Source organism: Psychroserpens sp. AS72 (assembly GCF_038900375.1).
Classification (GTDB): domain Bacteria; phylum Bacteroidota; class Bacteroidia; order Flavobacteriales; family Flavobacteriaceae; genus Psychroserpens.
Window position 1 is genome coordinate 1 of sequence record NZ_JBBMRC010000017.1, and the last position, 17,408, is coordinate 17,408.

The 17,408-nt window shown below is 33.4% G+C and carries 15 protein-coding genes and 5 tRNA genes; 19 read left to right on the forward strand and 1 reads right to left on the reverse strand.

Features of this window, described 5'->3' with window-relative positions; all coding sequences use genetic code 11:
- Window positions 1–163 precede the first annotated feature (163 nt).
- From WNY78_RS18390 to WNY78_RS18480, 19 genes are all read left to right on the forward strand, one after another.
- Window positions 164–1,591, forward strand: a complete 1,428-nt coding sequence (locus WNY78_RS18390; RefSeq protein WP_342874693.1) for a carboxypeptidase-like regulatory domain-containing protein — start codon at window positions 164–166, stop codon at window positions 1,589–1,591.
- Window positions 1,592–1,679: 88 nt separating this feature from the next.
- Entirely contained in the window at window positions 1,680–1,874 is a 195-nt protein-coding gene (rpsU, locus tag WNY78_RS18395; RefSeq protein WP_342874694.1) for a 30S ribosomal protein S21, read from the forward strand.
- A 127-nt stretch (window positions 1,875–2,001) separates the two neighbouring features.
- Window positions 2,002–2,892, forward strand: a complete 891-nt coding sequence (locus WNY78_RS18400; protein WP_342874695.1) for a tyrosine-type recombinase/integrase — start codon at window positions 2,002–2,004, stop codon at window positions 2,890–2,892.
- 26 nt (window positions 2,893–2,918) lie between these two features.
- The gene (gene raiA / locus WNY78_RS18405) at window positions 2,919–3,221 is read left to right on the forward strand and encodes a ribosome-associated translation inhibitor RaiA (protein ID WP_342874696.1); all 303 of its coding nucleotides are present in this window, start codon (window positions 2,919–2,921) and stop codon (window positions 3,219–3,221) included.
- Window positions 3,222–3,322: 101 nt separating this feature from the next.
- Window positions 3,323–3,396, forward strand: a tRNA-Thr gene (locus WNY78_RS18410).
- A 53-nt stretch (window positions 3,397–3,449) separates the two neighbouring features.
- A tRNA-Tyr gene (locus WNY78_RS18415) sits at window positions 3,450–3,531 on the forward strand.
- Window positions 3,532–3,787: 256 nt separating this feature from the next.
- Window positions 3,788–3,860 (forward strand) — tRNA-Gly (locus tag WNY78_RS18420).
- A gap of 68 nt (window positions 3,861–3,928) precedes the next feature.
- Window positions 3,929–4,000: transfer RNA gene (locus WNY78_RS18425), tRNA-Thr, on the forward strand.
- Window positions 4,001–4,065: 65 nt separating this feature from the next.
- Window positions 4,066–5,253, forward strand: coding sequence for an elongation factor Tu (gene tuf, locus WNY78_RS18430; protein WP_342874697.1), 1,188 nt, complete (start codon window positions 4,066–4,068; stop codon window positions 5,251–5,253).
- Between the two features lie 63 nt (window positions 5,254–5,316).
- A tRNA-Trp gene (locus tag WNY78_RS18435) sits at window positions 5,317–5,389 on the forward strand.
- 105 nt (window positions 5,390–5,494) lie between these two features.
- Window positions 5,495–5,686, forward strand: coding sequence for a preprotein translocase subunit SecE (secE, locus tag WNY78_RS18440; RefSeq protein WP_321225478.1), 192 nt, complete (start codon window positions 5,495–5,497; stop codon window positions 5,684–5,686).
- Between the two features lie 17 nt (window positions 5,687–5,703).
- Window positions 5,704–6,261: a transcription termination/antitermination protein NusG gene (gene nusG / locus WNY78_RS18445; protein WP_342874698.1), complete on the forward strand. Its 558-nt coding sequence runs from the start codon at window positions 5,704–5,706 to the stop codon at window positions 6,259–6,261.
- Window positions 6,262–6,334: 73 nt separating this feature from the next.
- The gene (rplK, locus tag WNY78_RS18450) at window positions 6,335–6,775 is read left to right on the forward strand and encodes a 50S ribosomal protein L11 (RefSeq protein ID WP_342874699.1); all 441 of its coding nucleotides are present in this window, start codon (window positions 6,335–6,337) and stop codon (window positions 6,773–6,775) included.
- Between the two features lie 12 nt (window positions 6,776–6,787).
- Window positions 6,788–7,474 (forward strand): 50S ribosomal protein L1, encoded by a 687-nt coding sequence (gene rplA / locus WNY78_RS18455; protein WP_342874700.1) that lies wholly within the window; start codon window positions 6,788–6,790, stop codon window positions 7,472–7,474.
- Between the two features lie 20 nt (window positions 7,475–7,494).
- Window positions 7,495–8,016, forward strand: coding sequence for a 50S ribosomal protein L10 (gene rplJ, locus WNY78_RS18460; protein WP_342874701.1), 522 nt, complete (start codon window positions 7,495–7,497; stop codon window positions 8,014–8,016).
- A gap of 59 nt (window positions 8,017–8,075) precedes the next feature.
- Entirely contained in the window at window positions 8,076–8,450 is a 375-nt protein-coding gene (gene rplL / locus WNY78_RS18465) for a 50S ribosomal protein L7/L12 (protein WP_342874702.1), read from the forward strand.
- 124 nt (window positions 8,451–8,574) lie between these two features.
- Complete coding sequence (rpoB, locus tag WNY78_RS18470; RefSeq protein ID WP_342874703.1) at window positions 8,575–12,387, forward strand: DNA-directed RNA polymerase subunit beta; 3,813 nt, start codon at window positions 8,575–8,577, stop codon at window positions 12,385–12,387.
- 82 nt (window positions 12,388–12,469) lie between these two features.
- Window positions 12,470–16,771 (forward strand): DNA-directed RNA polymerase subunit beta', encoded by a 4,302-nt coding sequence (rpoC, locus tag WNY78_RS18475; RefSeq protein ID WP_342874704.1) that lies wholly within the window; start codon window positions 12,470–12,472, stop codon window positions 16,769–16,771.
- A gap of 123 nt (window positions 16,772–16,894) precedes the next feature.
- A complete protein-coding gene (locus tag WNY78_RS18480) occupies window positions 16,895–17,209 on the forward strand; it encodes a DUF3467 domain-containing protein (RefSeq protein ID WP_321225486.1) in 315 nt (104 codons plus the stop codon).
- Here WNY78_RS18480 and WNY78_RS18485 read toward each other — a convergent pair.
- On the reverse strand, window positions 17,200–17,408 hold a 209-nt coding region (locus WNY78_RS18485; RefSeq protein ID WP_342874705.1), incomplete at its 5' end, for a hypothetical protein. The genes WNY78_RS18480 and WNY78_RS18485 overlap by 10 nt on opposite strands.

Below are 17,408 nucleotides of genomic sequence, written 5' to 3' on the forward strand. Positions count from 1 at the left end.
TTATAAACCAGCGACATAATATCTTAATTATTATTTTAGCGAAAATCAATTTCAATTATCGCTAAAATGGTAATTGATAATAAAGATTATAAACCAGCGACTTAATTTTTTTCTTCGGAAATATTAACCAAACTGTTCCCTCGCATTTTAAAGAATACTTAGTATGATAATCAAATACATTAAAAATTTTCTAGCGATAACAACTTTGCTTTTCACATTTAGCGTTTCAGCACAAATCGAAGTTAAAAATAAGATTGTCGATTTTACTATGCAATCACCAATTGAGAGTGCTAGTATTTATGTGCAAAATACTACTATAGGTACGGTGAGTAATTCAGATGGGAAATTTACATTATTAGTACCAGAAGAATTTGCAAAAGACACATTAATTATTTCTTCAATAGGATATAAGAGTTACAAAATCCCTGTAGATGAGTTCGACAATAGTTTTGATGTTTTCCTAGATGAAGATGTGGCATCACTTGATGAGGTTGTTATTACAGCAGAACCACGTCCTAAAACTGGAAATGATATTGTACTAAAAGCGATGAAGAAGTTAGCTGTTAATTTACCAGATTCAGCTTATATACAAAAAGGATTTTTACGACATAAAGAACGAAACAAAGTCGAGTTTAAGTGGCTTATCGAAAGTGCAATAACGGTTTATGATTCTGGGTTTGCAGCAAATTCTAGTGATTATTTAAAAATCAATGTGGATCAGGTTAGAAAAAGTTATGACCTTAGAGATGTAGATAGTATTTTTAATTATGTGGCTTATAATAATCAAAATGCTAAACGAAGCAGATTAAAAGTTAAAGATGTAAGGCGTCGAGATATATCAACTGCACAATTAGAAAAAGCCATAAAATGGAATGACACTAGAGTCAACGGACTTCAAAATATATTTCAAGGTAAATTAAACTTACTTAGAAATTCTGGTGATGCCAAGGCTCTTTTTGGAGAAGATGTTTTAGAAAAGCACCATTTTGATTTAGATACGATCTTGGTGGATAACGATAGAAAGATCTATAAAATTAAAATTTCAGAAAGTATAAAATTTGTCGATTTAGACACCAAAGGCATTTTTAATGCAGGATATAATGCCAAAGGTTGGTTGTACATTTACTATGATAATTATGCAATCAAAAAAATAGAATATGAACTTGTAGCAGCTTCTCCAGCACAAAAAGTTAGAAGTAAGCGTTTATTTGACACACAAGTGAATCACAAACTGGTAATGACGTATATGGAGTATCAAGATAAGATGTATCCTAATTATATCTATTACGAAACGCCTAAACTTGTTAATGTTGGTTTTAAAACAGATCAAAAAGTAAGTGATGAAGAAAAACAACGTTATAATGAAGAAGAACGCTATTATTATACAGTTCAAGAAATTTTGTTTTCAGAAATTATTCTAGATAAAGAGGTTATTAAAATGAAACTCGATGGCGAATGGGATATGGATATCTTTTCTCCAAAGCCATATGATAAGGCATTCTGGAAAAACTATAACGTACTTTTGGAAAGTGAGGAAGACGAAAAACTGATTCAGGATTTAAGTCAAAGAGCATCTTTGTTTAAAGATTAATCTAAATTTTAAAAAAGTAGTTGGACATTTTAAATTAGTTTTTATATTTGCAGCCTTAAAAAATCTAAAAGAGAGGAGGTTAAGAACTATGTTAATAATTCCAGTAAAAGAAGGAGAAAATATAGATAGAGCGCTAAAGCGTTACAAACGCAAGTTTGTGAAGACAACGGTTAAAAATCAGTTGCAAGAACGTAAGCAATTTACAAAACCTTCTATAGCACGTAGAGCGCAAGTGCATAAAGCACAATACGTTCAAGGTCTAAGAGATCAAGAAGCAGTTTAACAATTGCTTATTATATAATATAAATCCTGTTCGTTTGAGCAGGATTTTTTTTGCTTTATAGTGAAATAAAAATTTAAAGGTTGTACTTTTAAATTTACGAATAACTATTACTTCGGAAATTTTAAATATGTCATTTAAAGCCTTTTCAGATTACCTATTGCTAGAAAAAAACTATTCAAAGCTAACTCTTAAAGCTTACTTGAATGATTTAGAAGCATTTAAAAAATTTGTTGAATTAGAATTTCAAACCAACTCTATAGATGATGTAAACTACCAACAAATAAGAAATTGGATTGTAAGTTTAGTTGAAAGCGGTATTTCAAACCGAAGTATTAATAGAAAAATATCTTCACTTAATACTTATTATAAGTTTCTACTAAAAGCTAAAGCCATAACTGTAAATCCTTTGACAAAGCATAAAGCTTTAAAAGTGAGTAAAAAAATCCAGGTGCCGTTTTCAGAAATCGAAATGCGACAAGTTTTAGATGAACTTAATTCTGAAACAGATTTTGAAGGATTAAGAAACCGTTTGATTATAGAATTGTTTTATGCAACAGGAATTCGTCGTATAGAACTAGTGCAACTTAAACTAACTGATGTTGATATGTCAAATAAAACTTTAAAGGTGTTAGGTAAGAGAAACAAAGAAAGATTAATCCCTTTATTAGACTCAGTTATAAAAACATTAAAAATGTATTTGAGCCAAAGAAATGAATTAGAAGTTTTAGTAGATAGGTCTCATTTGTTTTTAACTAAAAAAGGGGTTAAAATTTATGAAACTCTTGTATACAGAATTATAAATGACTACTTTAGTAAGGTGTCTAGTAAAGTGAAAAGAAGTCCGCACATATTGAGGCACTCATTTGCGACTCATTTACTTAATCAAGGTGCGAATTTAAATGCTGTAAAAGAACTTCTTGGACATTCAAGTTTGGCAGCAACTCAAATCTATACACATAACAGTATAGCAGAATTAAAAAAAGTGTATTCAAATACACATCCTAGAAGTAAAAAGTAATATTGTCTAACCCAAAAAGAACGAATATGAAGGTAAACACACAAGCTGTAAATTTTAATGCAGACAAAAAACTAATTGAATTTATTCAAAACCGTATGGATAAATTAGATTTGTTTTATGATAAAGTAATACAATCTGATGTGTATTTAAAAGTAGAAAACACTAGTGATAAAGAAAATAAAATTTTTGAAGCACGAGTAAAAGTGCCTGGAGATAGTTTTATTGTAAAAAAACAATGTAAAACATTTGAAGAAGGAGCAGATATGGCAATTTCATCGTTAGAAAGGCAGTTAAAACGTAGAAAAGAAAAATTAAGAACACATATGTGATAAATTTTTTAAAAAAATGTTTTGAATAAATAAATAAATCTTTACATTTGCAGTCCGTTAGAAATAGCGGGCTTTTTTTATAGTGTAAAAGTTATAGAAAAGCCGATGTAGCTCAGCTGGCTAGAGCAGCTGATTTGTAATCAGCAGGTCGTGGGTTCGAGTCCCTCCATCGGCTCTAAAAAAGTCTAAAAAAACGAAAGTTGTTTTTAGCAAAAGTTCTTTAAAATTGGGGAGATACTCAAGCGGCCAACGAGGGCAGACTGTAAATCTGCTGACTACGTCTTCGCAGGTTCGAATCCTGCTCTCCCCACAATTAATTTCTTGTTAGTAATTCTCAAAAGCTTGCTTTTGTAAAATTACGTTTAGAAATTATATGGATTGGGTCACCAATCTAGGATCACTGAGCGTAGCGAAGTAATCATTATTAGAATATTAGTTTGATAATTTTTTGTCAAGTTTATATTTAATAAAGACTAAGCAAAGCGAATTAATCCAAAATTTAGTTGGATGAAAAAATCCAAACCTTGAAATTTTGAAACCTTTAACTGGTAAAACAGTTAAAAAATGCGAGAGTAGCTCAGTTGGTAGAGCGTCAGCCTTCCAAGCTGAATGTCGCCAGTTCGAACCTGGTCTCTCGCTCTAACAAAATCAACTTTTGTTGATAGAGTTTTTAAGTAAACGTTTCTGTTTAGCTTACAACCTTTAAAGCCGGTGTAGCTCAGGGGTAGAGCGTTTCCTTGGTAAGGAAGAGGTCACGAGTTCAATTCTCGTCATTGGCTCTTTTTTTTTGAATAAAAGAATTAAATTGAATACTAATAATAATTAAGATTAAAATAAATTAAACATGGCAAAGGCAACTTTCGATCGTTCAAAACCACACCTTAATATAGGTACTATTGGACACGTAGATCACGGTAAAACAACTTTAACTGCTGCTATTACTAAAGTATTAGCTGATGCAGGTTTATCAGAAGCAAAAGATTTCGATCAAATTGATAATGCTCCTGAAGAGAAAGAAAGAGGTATAACAATTAATACATCGCACGTTGAATATGCAACTGCTAATCGTCATTACGCTCACGTTGACTGTCCAGGTCACGCGGATTACGTAAAGAACATGGTTACTGGTGCTGCTCAAATGGATGGTGCAATTTTAGTTGTAGCTGCAACAGATGGTCCAATGCCACAAACACGTGAGCATATCCTTTTAGGACGTCAGGTAGGAATTCCTCGTATGGTTGTATTCATGAATAAAGTGGATATGGTTGATGATGAAGAGTTGTTAGAATTAGTTGAAATGGAAATCAGAGAGTTGTTATCATTCTATGAATATGATGGAGATAATGGTCCTGTAATTGCTGGTTCTGCTTTAGGTGCACTTAACGGTGAACAAAAATGGGTAGATACTGTGATGGAATTAATGGAAGCTGTTGATTCTTGGATCGAAGAGCCTACACGTGATATGGATAAGCCATTCTTAATGCCTATTGAAGATGTATTCTCAATTACAGGTCGTGGAACTGTTGCTACAGGTCGTATTGAAACAGGTGTTGGTAATACAGGTGATCCAGTAGAAATTATTGGTATGGGTGCTGAGAAATTAACATCTACTATTACTGGTATTGAAATGTTCCGTCAAATTCTTGATAGAGGTGAAGCTGGAGATAATGCTGGTATCTTATTAAGAGGTATTGAGAAATCTCAAATCTCTAGAGGTATGGTTATTTGTAAGCCAGGTTCTGTAACACCACACGCTAAATTTAAAGCTGAGGTTTACGTACTTAAAAAAGAAGAAGGTGGACGTCATACTCCATTCCATAATAACTATCGTCCACAGTTTTACGTTCGTACAACTGATGTAACAGGAAACATAATGCTTCCAGATGGTGTTGAAATGGTAATGCCTGGAGATAACCTTACAATCACTGTTGAATTAATTCAACCGATTGCAATGAACGTTGGTTTGCGTTTCGCTATTCGTGAAGGTGGTAGAACTGTAGGTGCAGGTCAAGTTACTCAGATTTTAGAATAAATATTTATTATATAAATGTTGATTAAGGTGTCTTGTTTTTACAAGATGCCTTGATTAATATTTACGGGTTTAGCTCAGTTGGTAGAGCACTGGTCTCCAAAACCAGGTGTCGGGAGTTCGAGTCTCTCAACCCGTGCAAAGAAATAAAAAAAACGGGATTTGATTTCTTAGATCGTTCTAAAAAATCGTTTCAATTAAAGTTGACACAAAACGAAAGTAATGTGTATTAATACTAAATCAAATGGCAGGAATTGTAAATTATATAAAAGAATCTTTTGACGAGTTAAGAAACAACGTTTCTTGGCCGACATTGTCTGAAGCTCAAAGTTTAACTGTTTTGGTGGCTGTATTTTCAATCATATTCTCACTAGCTATTTGGGGAGTTGATACTGTTTTTAGTAAAGTGATTAAGGCTTACTTTAATTTAATGTAACTAAAATAACAGAGAGGATGTCTGAGACTAGTGTGAATAAAAAGTGGTACGTTGTTAGAGCTGTAAGTGGTCAGGAAAACAAAATCAAAACTTATATAGAAAATGAAATTTCTAGATTAGGTTTAGAAGATTATGTTGATCAAGTATTAGTTCCTACAGAAAAAGTTATCCAGATTCGTAATGGGAAGAAAGTACACAAAGAACGTACTTATTTTCCAGGTTATATTATGATTCAAGCTAACTTAAGTGGAGAGATTCCTCATATTATTAAATCTATTACAAATGTAATTGGATTTTTAGGTGAGACTAAAGGAGGAGAGCCTGTGCCATTAAGACAATCTGAGGTTAATAGAATGTTAGGTAAAGTAGATGAGTTATCTGTTGAAGCTGATTCTAATATAGCTATTCCTTACACTATTGGAGAAACAGTTAAAGTAATTGATGGACCTTTTAATGGTTTTGATGGTACTGTTGAAAAAATAAATGAAGATAAGCGTAAACTTGAAGTAATGGTTAAAATTTTCGGAAGAAAAACACCATTAGAATTAAGTTATATGCAAGTTGATAAAGTATAATAATTGTTACATATATAGAAAGTATGTCTTTTTGCTTCCATATTAAAAGAGATACAAAACTAAAAATTTAAAAATGGCAAAAGAATTAGGTAAAGTAGTTAAATTACAAGTTCGGGGAGGTGCTGCGAATCCGTCGCCACCGGTTGGACCCGCTTTAGGAGCTGCTGGAGTTAATATCATGGAATTTTGTAAACAATTCAACGCTAGAACACAGGATAAGCCTGGTAAAGTTCTTCCAGTTGTAATTTCAGTTTACAAAGACAAGTCTTTCGACTTTGTAATTAAAACTCCTCCAGCTGCGGTACAATTAATGGAAGCAGCCAAAGTAAAAAAAGGATCTGGTGAACCGAACAGAAAGAAAGTAGCTAAAGTAACTTGGGATCAAGTGAAAGCTATTGCAGAAGATAAAATGGTAGATTTAAATGCCTTTGAAATCGAATCTGCTATGAAGATGGTTGCAGGAACTGCAAGATCAATGGGAATCACAGTTAAAGGTGGTGAAGCACCTAACTAAAAAATTTTTGAAATGGCAATTACAAAAAACAAAAAAGAAGCTCAAGCTAAAGTAGAGAAGAATAAATTATATTCTGTCAAAGAAGCTACAGCATTATTGAAAGAGATTACGTATACAAAATTTGATGCCTCTGTTGATTTAGCAGTAAGACTAGGAGTTGATCCTCGTAAAGCTAATCAAATGGTAAGAGGAGTTGTATCTCTTCCACATGGAACAGGTAAAGACATGAAAGTTCTTGCATTAGTTACTCCAGATAAAGAAGAGGAAGCTAAAGCTGCAGGTGCAGACTACGTTGGATTAGATGAATACCTAGAAAAAATCAAAGGTGGTTGGACAGATGTTGACGTTATCGTTACAATGCCAGCTATTATGGGTAAATTAGGTCCTTTAGGTAGAGTATTAGGTCCAAGAGGACTTATGCCAAACCCAAAGACAGGAACAGTTACAATGGATGTTGCTAAAGCAGTAGCAGAAGTTAAAGCTGGTAAAATTGATTTTAAAGTAGATAAAACAGGAATTGTACATGCTCCAATAGGAAAAGCATCATTTAGTGCTGATAAATTAGAAGAGAATGCGATGGAATTGTTAACGACTTTAAATAAATTAAAACCAACTGCTTCTAAAGGTGTTTATATGAAAAGCATTTTTATGTCTAGTACAATGAGTCCTAGTATCGCAATTGAAGTTAAATTCGCATAAGTAGTTAAATCTTTATTATTATGACAAGAGAAGAAAAATCACAAGTAATTGAAGAGTTAACTGCTCAATTAGCAGATAATGCAAATATTTATTTAGCAGATATCTCAGGATTAAATGCAGGTAACACTTCAGATTTACGTCGTGCTTGTTACAAAGCAAACGTACAATTAAGCGTAGTAAAAAATACATTATTAACTAAAGCTATGGAAGCTTCTGATAGAGATTTCGGAGAACTTCCAACAGTTTTAAAAGGTAATACTTCTGTAATGTATTCTGAAACTGGAAATGCTCCAGCTAAAGTAATCAAGAACTTCCGTAAAAAATCTGATAAGCCTTTGCTTAAAGGAGCTTTTATTGAAGAGGCAGTTTACATTGGCGATGATCAATTAGACATGTTAGTAGATATCAAGTCTAAAGAAGAATTGGTTGGAGATATCATTGGATTATTACAATCACCAGCTAAGAATGTTATTTCAGCACTTAAATCAGGTGGTGGAACAATTGCAGGTATCATCAAAACATTATCCGAAAGAGAAGGATAATCAACTAAGTACGCACTTAAACAAATTATATTTTATTAAAATTATTAAAACGGTAGAAAATGGCAGATTTAAAAGATTTCGCAGAACAATTAGTTAACTTAACAGTAAAAGAAGTTAATGAGTTAGCAACAATATTAAAAGACGAATATGGTATCGAACCAGCAGCAGCAGCAGTAGCAGTAGCAGCAGGTGGAGCAGGTGGCGGAGAAGCTGCTGAAGAAAAATCAGAATTCGACGTAATCCTTAAAGCAGCAGGTGCTTCTAAATTAGCAGTTGTTAAATTAGTTAAAGAATTAACTGGTTTAGGATTAAAAGAAGCAAAAGGTTTAGTTGATGATGCACCAAGTGCAATCAAAGAAGGTGTTGCTAAAGATGAAGCTGAAGCCCTTAAAACTCAATTAGAGGAAGCAGGAGCAGAGGTTGAAGTTAAGTAAGCTTAACAAACCTACAAATTATGGTTTAGGTCTTTCGATATAGTCGAAATGACCTAAACCCTTTTGTGTATAAAAAAGTTACACAAACAAACTAGTTATTTTTTAATCAAAAACGCGTTCATCGATGTTAGCAAATACAGCTGAAAGATTAAACTTCTCTTCCATAGTAAACAGAACTGAGTATCCAGATTTCTTGGATATTCAAATTAAATCCTTTCAGGATTTTTTCCAGTTAGAGACAAAATCAGAACAAAGAGGAAATGAAGGGCTATATAACACCTTCATGGAAAACTTTCCAATTACGGATACACGTAATCAATTCGTTTTAGAATTTTTGGATTATTTTATTGATCCACCTAGATATTCAATTGAAGAATGTATAGAAAGAGGACTTACATACAGTGTGCCTTTGAAAGCACGTCTAAAATTGTATTGTACAGATCCAGAGCATGAAGACTTTGAAACAATTGTTCAAGATGTGTATTTAGGTACTATTCCTTATATGACTCCTAGTGGAACATTCTGTATCAATGGTGCAGAGCGTGTTGTTGTTTCACAATTACACAGATCTCCAGGTGTATTCTTTAGTCAATCATTCCATGCGAATGGTACTAAATTATATTCTGCAAGAGTAATTCCTTTTAAAGGATCTTGGATAGAATTTGCTACAGATATTAATCAGGTAATGTACGCTTACATTGATAGAAAGAAAAAATTACCTGTTACGACATTATTCAGAGCTATCGGTTTTGAACGTGATAAAGATATTTTAGAGATTTTTGATCTTGCTGAAGAAGTAAAGGTTTCAAAATCTGGACTTAAAAAAGTGATCGATCGTAAACTTGCTGCTCGTGTATTAAACACTTGGCATGAAGATTTCGTTGATGAAGATACAGGAGAAGTTGTATCTATTGAACGTAACGAAATTGTTTTAGATCGTGACACAGTTATAGATAAAGACAATATTGAAGAAATCCTTGAGGCTGGTGTAAAAACAATTTTATTACACAAAGAAACATCTCAACAAGGAGATTACGCAATTATTCATAATACCTTACAGAAGGATCCAACAAACTCTGAAAAAGAAGCTGTTGAACACATTTACCGTCAATTACGTAATGCTGAGCCGCCAGATGAGGAAACAGCACGTGGTATTATTGATAAATTATTCTTTTCAGACCAACGTTACTCTTTAGGTGAAGTAGGTCGTTATAGAATGAACAAAAAATTACAGTTGGATATCGGTATGGATAAGCAAGTGCTTACCAAAGAAGATATCATAACAATTATTAAATATTTAATTGAGTTAATCAATTCTAAAGCAGAGATTGATGATATTGATCACTTATCTAACCGTCGTGTACGTACAGTTGGTGAGCAATTATCTTCTCAGTTTGGTGTTGGTTTAGCACGTATGGCTCGTACTATTCGTGAGCGTATGAACGTTCGTGATAACGAAGTATTTACGCCAATTGATTTAATTAATGCGAAGACATTATCTTCTGTTATTAATTCTTTCTTCGGAACTAATCAATTGTCTCAATTTATGGATCAAACCAATCCATTAGCAGAGATCACACACAAACGTCGTCTATCGGCTTTAGGACCTGGAGGTTTATCTAGAGAAAGAGCAGGATTTGAGGTTCGTGATGTTCACTATACTCACTACGGAAGACTTTGTCCAATTGAAACTCCTGAAGGACCAAACATTGGATTAATATCTTCTTTATCTGTTTATGCTAAAGTAAATTCAATGGGATTCATTGAAACACCTTATAGAAAATCAGAAAATGGTGTTGTTGATATCAAGAATGAACCTATATATTTAAGTGCAGAAGAAGAGGAAGACATGTTAATTGCACAAGCAAATATTCGTGTTGATGAAAAAGGTAAAATCTTAGAAGATAAGATTATTGCACGTCAAGAAGGTGATTTCCCAGTTATTGATCCAGCAAATGTAAATTACACAGATGTTGCACCAAATCAAATTGCATCTATTTCGGCATCTTTGATTCCGTTTTTAGAGCATGATGATGCCAATCGTGCATTGATGGGATCTAACATGATGCGTCAAGCAGTACCTTTATTGCGTCCGCAAGCACCAATCGTAGGAACAGGATTAGAGCGTCAAGTTGCTTCAGATTCTAGAGTATTGATTAATGCTGAAGGAAATGGAACTGTTGAGTATGTTGATGCAAATGAAATCACTATAAAATACGAGCGTTCTGAAGAAGCTGCAATGGTAAGTTTTGAAAGTGATACCAAAACATATCCATTAGTTAAATTTAGAAAAACTAACCAAGGAACGTCTATTAACTTAAAGCCAATCGTTGAGAAAGGTGATAAGGTTAAAAAAGGACAAGTACTTTGTCAAGGTTATGCTACTGAAAAAGGAGAATTAGCATTAGGTCGTAACATGAAAGTAGCATTTATGCCATGGAAAGGTTATAACTTTGAGGATGCAATTGTAATTTCAGAAAAAGTAGTTCGTGACGATATATTTACATCTATTCATATAGATGAATATTCTTTAGATGTTAGAGATACCAAATTAGGTAACGAAGAATTAACTAATGATATTCCTAACGTTTCAGAAGAGGCTACAAAAGACCTTGATGAAAACGGTATGATTAGAATTGGTGCAGAAATTAAACCAGGTGATATTCTTATTGGTAAGATTACACCAAAAGGAGAATCTGATCCTACACCAGAAGAAAAATTATTACGTGCTATCTTTGGTGATAAAGCAGGTGATGTAAAAGATGCTTCTTTAAAAGCGTCTCCATCATTACATGGTGTTGTTATTGAGAAAAAATTATTCTCTAGAGCAATTAAAGATAAACGTAAAAGAGCAAAAGATAAAGAAGATATAGAAGCATTAGAAAATATCTATTACAAGAAGTTCGATGATTTACAAGCTGTTTTAGTTGAAAAATTATTTGCACTTGTTAATGGTAAAACTGCTCAAGGTATTTATAACGATTTAGGTGAGGAAATCATTCCGAAGGGAAAGAAATATACACTTAAAATGTTAAATTCTGTTGATGATTATGCGCATTTAACTTCAGGAACTTGGACAACAGATGACCACTTAAATTCGTTAGTTGCAGATTTAATTCACAACTATAAGATTAAAGAAAATGATTTACAAGGATCATTACGTCGTGAGAAGTTCACAATTTCTGTAGGAGATGAATTACCAGCAGGTATTATCAAATTAGCTAAAGTTTATGTTGCTAAAAAACGTAAACTTAAAGTTGGTGATAAAATGGCAGGACGTCATGGTAACAAAGGTATTGTTGCACGTATTGTTCGTCAAGAGGATATGCCTTTCTTAGAAGATGGAACTCCTGTTGATATCGTATTAAATCCATTAGGTGTACCATCTCGTATGAACATCGGACAGATTTATGAAACGGTTCTTGGTTGGGCTGGACAAAAATTAGGACGTACATATGCGACTCCAATTTTTGATGGTGCAACATTAGATCAAATCAACGAATTTACAGATGAAGCAGGTGTACCAAGATTTGGTCATACATACTTATATGATGGTGGAACAGGTGATCGTTTTGATCAACCAGCAACAGTAGGTGTGATTTATATGATTAAGTTAGGACACATGATTGATGATAAGATGCACGCTCGTTCAATAGGACCTTACTCATTAATTACGCAACAACCTCTAGGTGGTAAAGCACAGTTTGGTGGTCAGCGTTTTGGAGAGATGGAAGTTTGGGCACTTGAAGCTTATGGAGCTTCTGCAACATTACGTGAGATCTTAACAGTAAAATCTGATGATGTAATCGGTAGAGCTAAAACTTACGAAGCAATCGTAAAAGGAGAGCCAATGCCAGAACCAGGACTACCTGAATCTTTCAACGTACTTATGCACGAATTGAAAGGATTAGGATTAGATATTAGATTGGAGGATTAATTTAGAATGGACATGTCGTGACTTGTCCGTTTCAAATCCAATTGCAAAAAAATAATTAAATAATTGTTAGAACCATAAAAAAATGGCAAGAAGACAAGATAAGAATATAATACAGAAGTTTAGCAAAATTTCTATTGGTTTAGCATCACCAGAGTCTGTTTTAGGAGCATCTCGTGGTGAAGTTTTAAAACCAGAAACTATTAATTATCGAACACATAAACCAGAACGTGATGGTTTATTTTGTGAGCGTATCTTTGGTCCTGTAAAGGATTTTGAATGTGCTTGTGGTAAATATAAAAGAATACGTTACAAAGGGATCGTTTGTGACCGTTGTGGTGTTGAAGTAACAGAAAAGAAAGTACGTCGTGATAGAGTAGGACACATCAACCTTGTTGTGCCAGTTGCTCATATCTGGTATTTCCGTTCGTTACCAAATAAAATAGGTTATTTACTTGGTTTACCATCTAAGCGTTTAGATATGATTATCTATTACGAACGCTATGTTGTTATTCAACCAGGTTTAGCTAAAAATGTAGAAGGTGATCCATTACAGAAACTCGATTTCTTAACTGAAGAAGAGTATCTAAACATTATGGAAGGTCTTCCGCAGGAAAACAGACATTTAGATGATACAGATCCAAATAAGTTTATCGCTAAAATGGGTGCTGAATGTTTAATTGATTTATTGTCAAGAATCAACTTAGATGAATTATCGTTTGAATTACGTCATAAAGCAAATACAGAAACCTCTAAACAACGTAAAACTGAAGCGTTAAAGCGTTTACAAGTTGTTGAAGCGTTTAGAGATTCTAACAAAAATAGAGAGAATAGACCTGAGTGGATGATTATGAAGGCTATTCCAATTATTCCGCCAGAATTAAGACCTTTAGTGCCTTTAGATGGTGGACGTTTTGCAACATCAGATTTAAATGATCTTTATCGTCGAGTTATTATTCGTAATAACCGTTTAAAGCGTTTAGTTGAAATCAAAGCTCCAGAAGTTATCTTACGTAATGAGAAACGTATGTTACAAGAATCTGTAGATTCATTGTTTGATAACACACGTAAGGCTTCTGCTGTGAAAACAGATTCTAACAGACCATTAAAATCATTATCAGATTCACTTAAGGGTAAGCAAGGACGTTTCCGTCAAAACTTACTTGGTAAGCGTGTTGATTATTCTGCACGTTCTGTAATTGTTGTTGGACCAGAATTAAAATTATTTGAATGTGGATTGCCTAAGGATATGGCAGCAGAACTTTACAAACCTTTTATCATTAGAAAACTAATTGAAAGAGGAATTGTAAAAACTGTAAAATCTGCAAAGAAAATTATAGATAGAAAAGAGCCTGTAGTTTGGGATATTTTAGAAAATGTTTTAAAAGGACATCCAGTTCTTTTAAATCGTGCTCCTACATTACACAGACTTGGTATTCAAGCTTTCCAACCAAAATTAATTGAAGGGAAAGCAATACAATTACACCCTTTAGTGTGTACTGCGTTTAATGCCGATTTTGATGGTGATCAAATGGCTGTTCACTTGCCACTTGGACCAGAAGCTATTTTAGAATGTCAATTATTAATGTTGGCATCTCATAATATCTTAAATCCTGCAAATGGTGCTCCTGTAACTGTACCTTCTCAGGATATGGTACTTGGTCTATATTATATGACTAAGCACAGAATTTCTACTGATGATTACAAAGTTAAAGGTGAAGGCTTAACATTCTATTCTCCAAAAGAAGTAACAATTGCTTACAACGAGAAGAAAGTAGAATTAAATGCTGGAATCAAAGTAAGAACTCAAGATTTTAATGAAGAAGGAGAGTTAACTACTCAAATTATTGAAACAACTGTAGGTCGTGTGCTTTTCAACGAAAAAGTTCCAGCTGCAGCAGGTTACATTAATGAAGTTTTAACTAAAAAATCATTGAGAGATATTATTCATGGTATTCTTAAAAAGACAAGTGTACCAGAAACAGCTTCTTTCTTAGATGAAATTAAAACTCAAGGATATAAGTTTGCATTCCAAGGTGGATTATCATTTAGTTTAGGTGATATTATTATTCCTGCGGAAAAACAAGGTATGATTGACAAAGCTAATGGCTTAGTTGATGGTATTATGGGCAACTATAATATGGGATTAATAACCAATAATGAACGTTATAATCAAGTAATTGATATCTGGACATCTACAAATGCTGAATTGACAGAATTGTCAATGAAGCGTATTCGTGAAGATCAACAAGGATTCAACTCGGTGTTTATGATGCTTGATTCTGGAGCTCGTGGATCTAAAGAACAGATTCGTCAGTTAACAGGTATGCGTGGATTAATGGCGAAACCTAAGAAATCTAATGCAGGAGGTGGTGAAATTATTGAAAATCCAATTCTTTCTAACTTTAAGGAAGGTCTTTCAATTTTAGATTACTTTATATCTACTCACGGTGCACGTAAAGGTCTTGCCGATACAGCACTTAAAACTGCCGATGCAGGTTACTTAACACGTCGTTTGGTTGATGTATCTCAAGATGTTATTATCTATACTGAAGATTGTGGTACATTAAGAGGTATTGAAGTACAACCTTTAAAGAAAAATGAAGAAATTATAGAAACTCTTGAGGCTAGAATAGTTGGTCGTACATCATTAAATGATGTATATGATCCTATTACTGAAGAGTTATTAGTTGAAGCTGGTGGTCATATTCATGACGATATAGCAAAACGTATTCAAGCGTCTCCTTTAGATTCTGTAGAAGTACGTTCTGCATTAACTTGTGAAGCTAAAAAAGGTATTTGTTCAAAATGTTACGGTCGTAATTTAGCGACAGGTAAAATGGTACAAAGAGGTGAAGCTGTTGGTGTAGTTGCTGCACAATCAATTGGAGAACCAGGTACTCAGCTTACTTTACGTACATTCCACGTAGGTGGTGTTGCAGGTAACATTTCCGAAGAAAATAAATTAACAGTTAAATTTGATGGTATTGCTGAGATCGAAGATCTTAAAACGGTCAAAAGTACTGATAAAGAAGGAAAAGATACAGACGTTGTCATCTCTAGAACTTCAGAATTAAAATTAGTTGATGCTAAAACAGGGATTACATTAAGTACAAATAATATCCCTTATGGATCTTTCATTTATGTTAAACCAGGTGATAAAGTGAAAACTGGTGATGTAATTTGTGAATGGGATCCTTACAACGGTGTAATTATTTCAGAGTTTGCTGGTAAAGTAAGATATGAAAACATCGAGCAAGGTGTCACTTACCAAGTAGAAATTGATGAACAAACTGGATTCCAAGAGAAAGTAATTTCAGAATCTAGAAACAAGAAATTAATTCCTACCCTTATTGTTGAAGATGGTAAAGGTGAAGCAATTCGTTCTTACAACTTACCAGTAGGTGCGCATATTATGATTGATGATGGTGAGAAAATTAAGATTGGTAAAATCTTAGTTAAGATTCCTCGTAAATCTTCTAAAGCAGGTGATATTACAGGTGGTTTACCTCGTGTTACAGAATTATTTGAAGCACGTAACCCTTCTAATCCAGCTGTTGTAAGTGCAATTGATGGTGTTGTTTCTTTTGGTAAAATTAAAAGAGGTAACCGTGAGATTATCATTGAGTCAAAACTTGGTGAGGTTAAGAAATACTTAGTGAAATTATCTAATCAAATCTTAGTACAAGAAAATGATTATGTAAAAGCTTGTATGCCTTTATCTGATGGTTCTATTACACCTAACGATATTTTGAATATCAAAGGTCCAGCTGCAGTACAACAATATTTAGTAAATGAAGTACAAGAAGTATATCGTTTACAAGGTGTGAAAATTAATGATAAGCACTTTGAGGTTGTTGTAAGACAGATGATGCGTAAAGTAAGAATCATTGATTCTGGTGATACGATTTTCTTAGAAGATCAACTCGTTCATAAAGCAGATTTCATTGAAGAAAATGATAAAATTTTCGGATTGAAAGTTGTTGAAGAAATTGGTGATTCTCAGACATTAAAACTTGGTCAAGTATTAACGTCAAGAGAATTAAGAGATGAGAATTCAATACTTCGTAGAGAGGATAAAGCATTGGTAACTGCACGTGATGCACAACCAGCAACTGCAACTCCAATCTTACAAGGTATTACAAGAGCATCGTTACAGACAAAATCATTTATCTCTGCAGCATCGTTCCAAGAAACAACAAAAGTTCTTAACGAAGCAGCTGTAAATGGTAAGATTGATGATCTTGAAGGATTGAAAGAAAATGTAATCGTTGGTCATAGAATTCCAGCAGGAACAGGTGTTAGAAAATTTGATAACATCATAGTAGGTTCTAAAGCTGAGTTCAATGAAATGATGAAAGCAAAAGAGGAAATGAATTACAACTAATAATTCTAATTCAATAACCTATAAAACCAAAAGCCTTCTTGTATTTATTACTTGAAGGCTTTTGTATTAAATCAAATAATAAATCACATTTCCTTTTCTACGGAAATATTAAACATACATAACATGGCAGAAGAAAATAAAAATAAGAAACCCGGAATTAACATAGAACTTGATGAAAAAATAGCAGAAGGAACTTACTCTAATCTAGCAATTATAAATCATTCAGTATCAGAATTTGTAGTAGATTTTGTAAGTATTATGCCAGGAACTCCAAAAAGCAAAGTGAAGTCTAGAATCATTTTGACACCACAACATGCTAAACGATTATTAAAAGCATTAGGTGATAATGTAAATCGATTTGAAAAAGCACATGGTGAAATTAAGGATTACGAGCAACCTCCAATTCCGTTAAATTTCGGGCCAACAGGTCAGGCATAGTCATACATCCAAAAAAAAATGCTTGCTTTTGAAGTAATGTAGAGTTGCTCGAAATGTTTTTTTTGAGCAACCTCCAATTCCGTTAAATTTCGGGCCAACAGGTCAGGCATAGTCATACATCCAAAAAAAATGCTTGCTTTTGAAGTAATGTAGAGTTGCTCGAAATGTTTTTTTTGAGCAACCTCCAATTCCGTTAAAT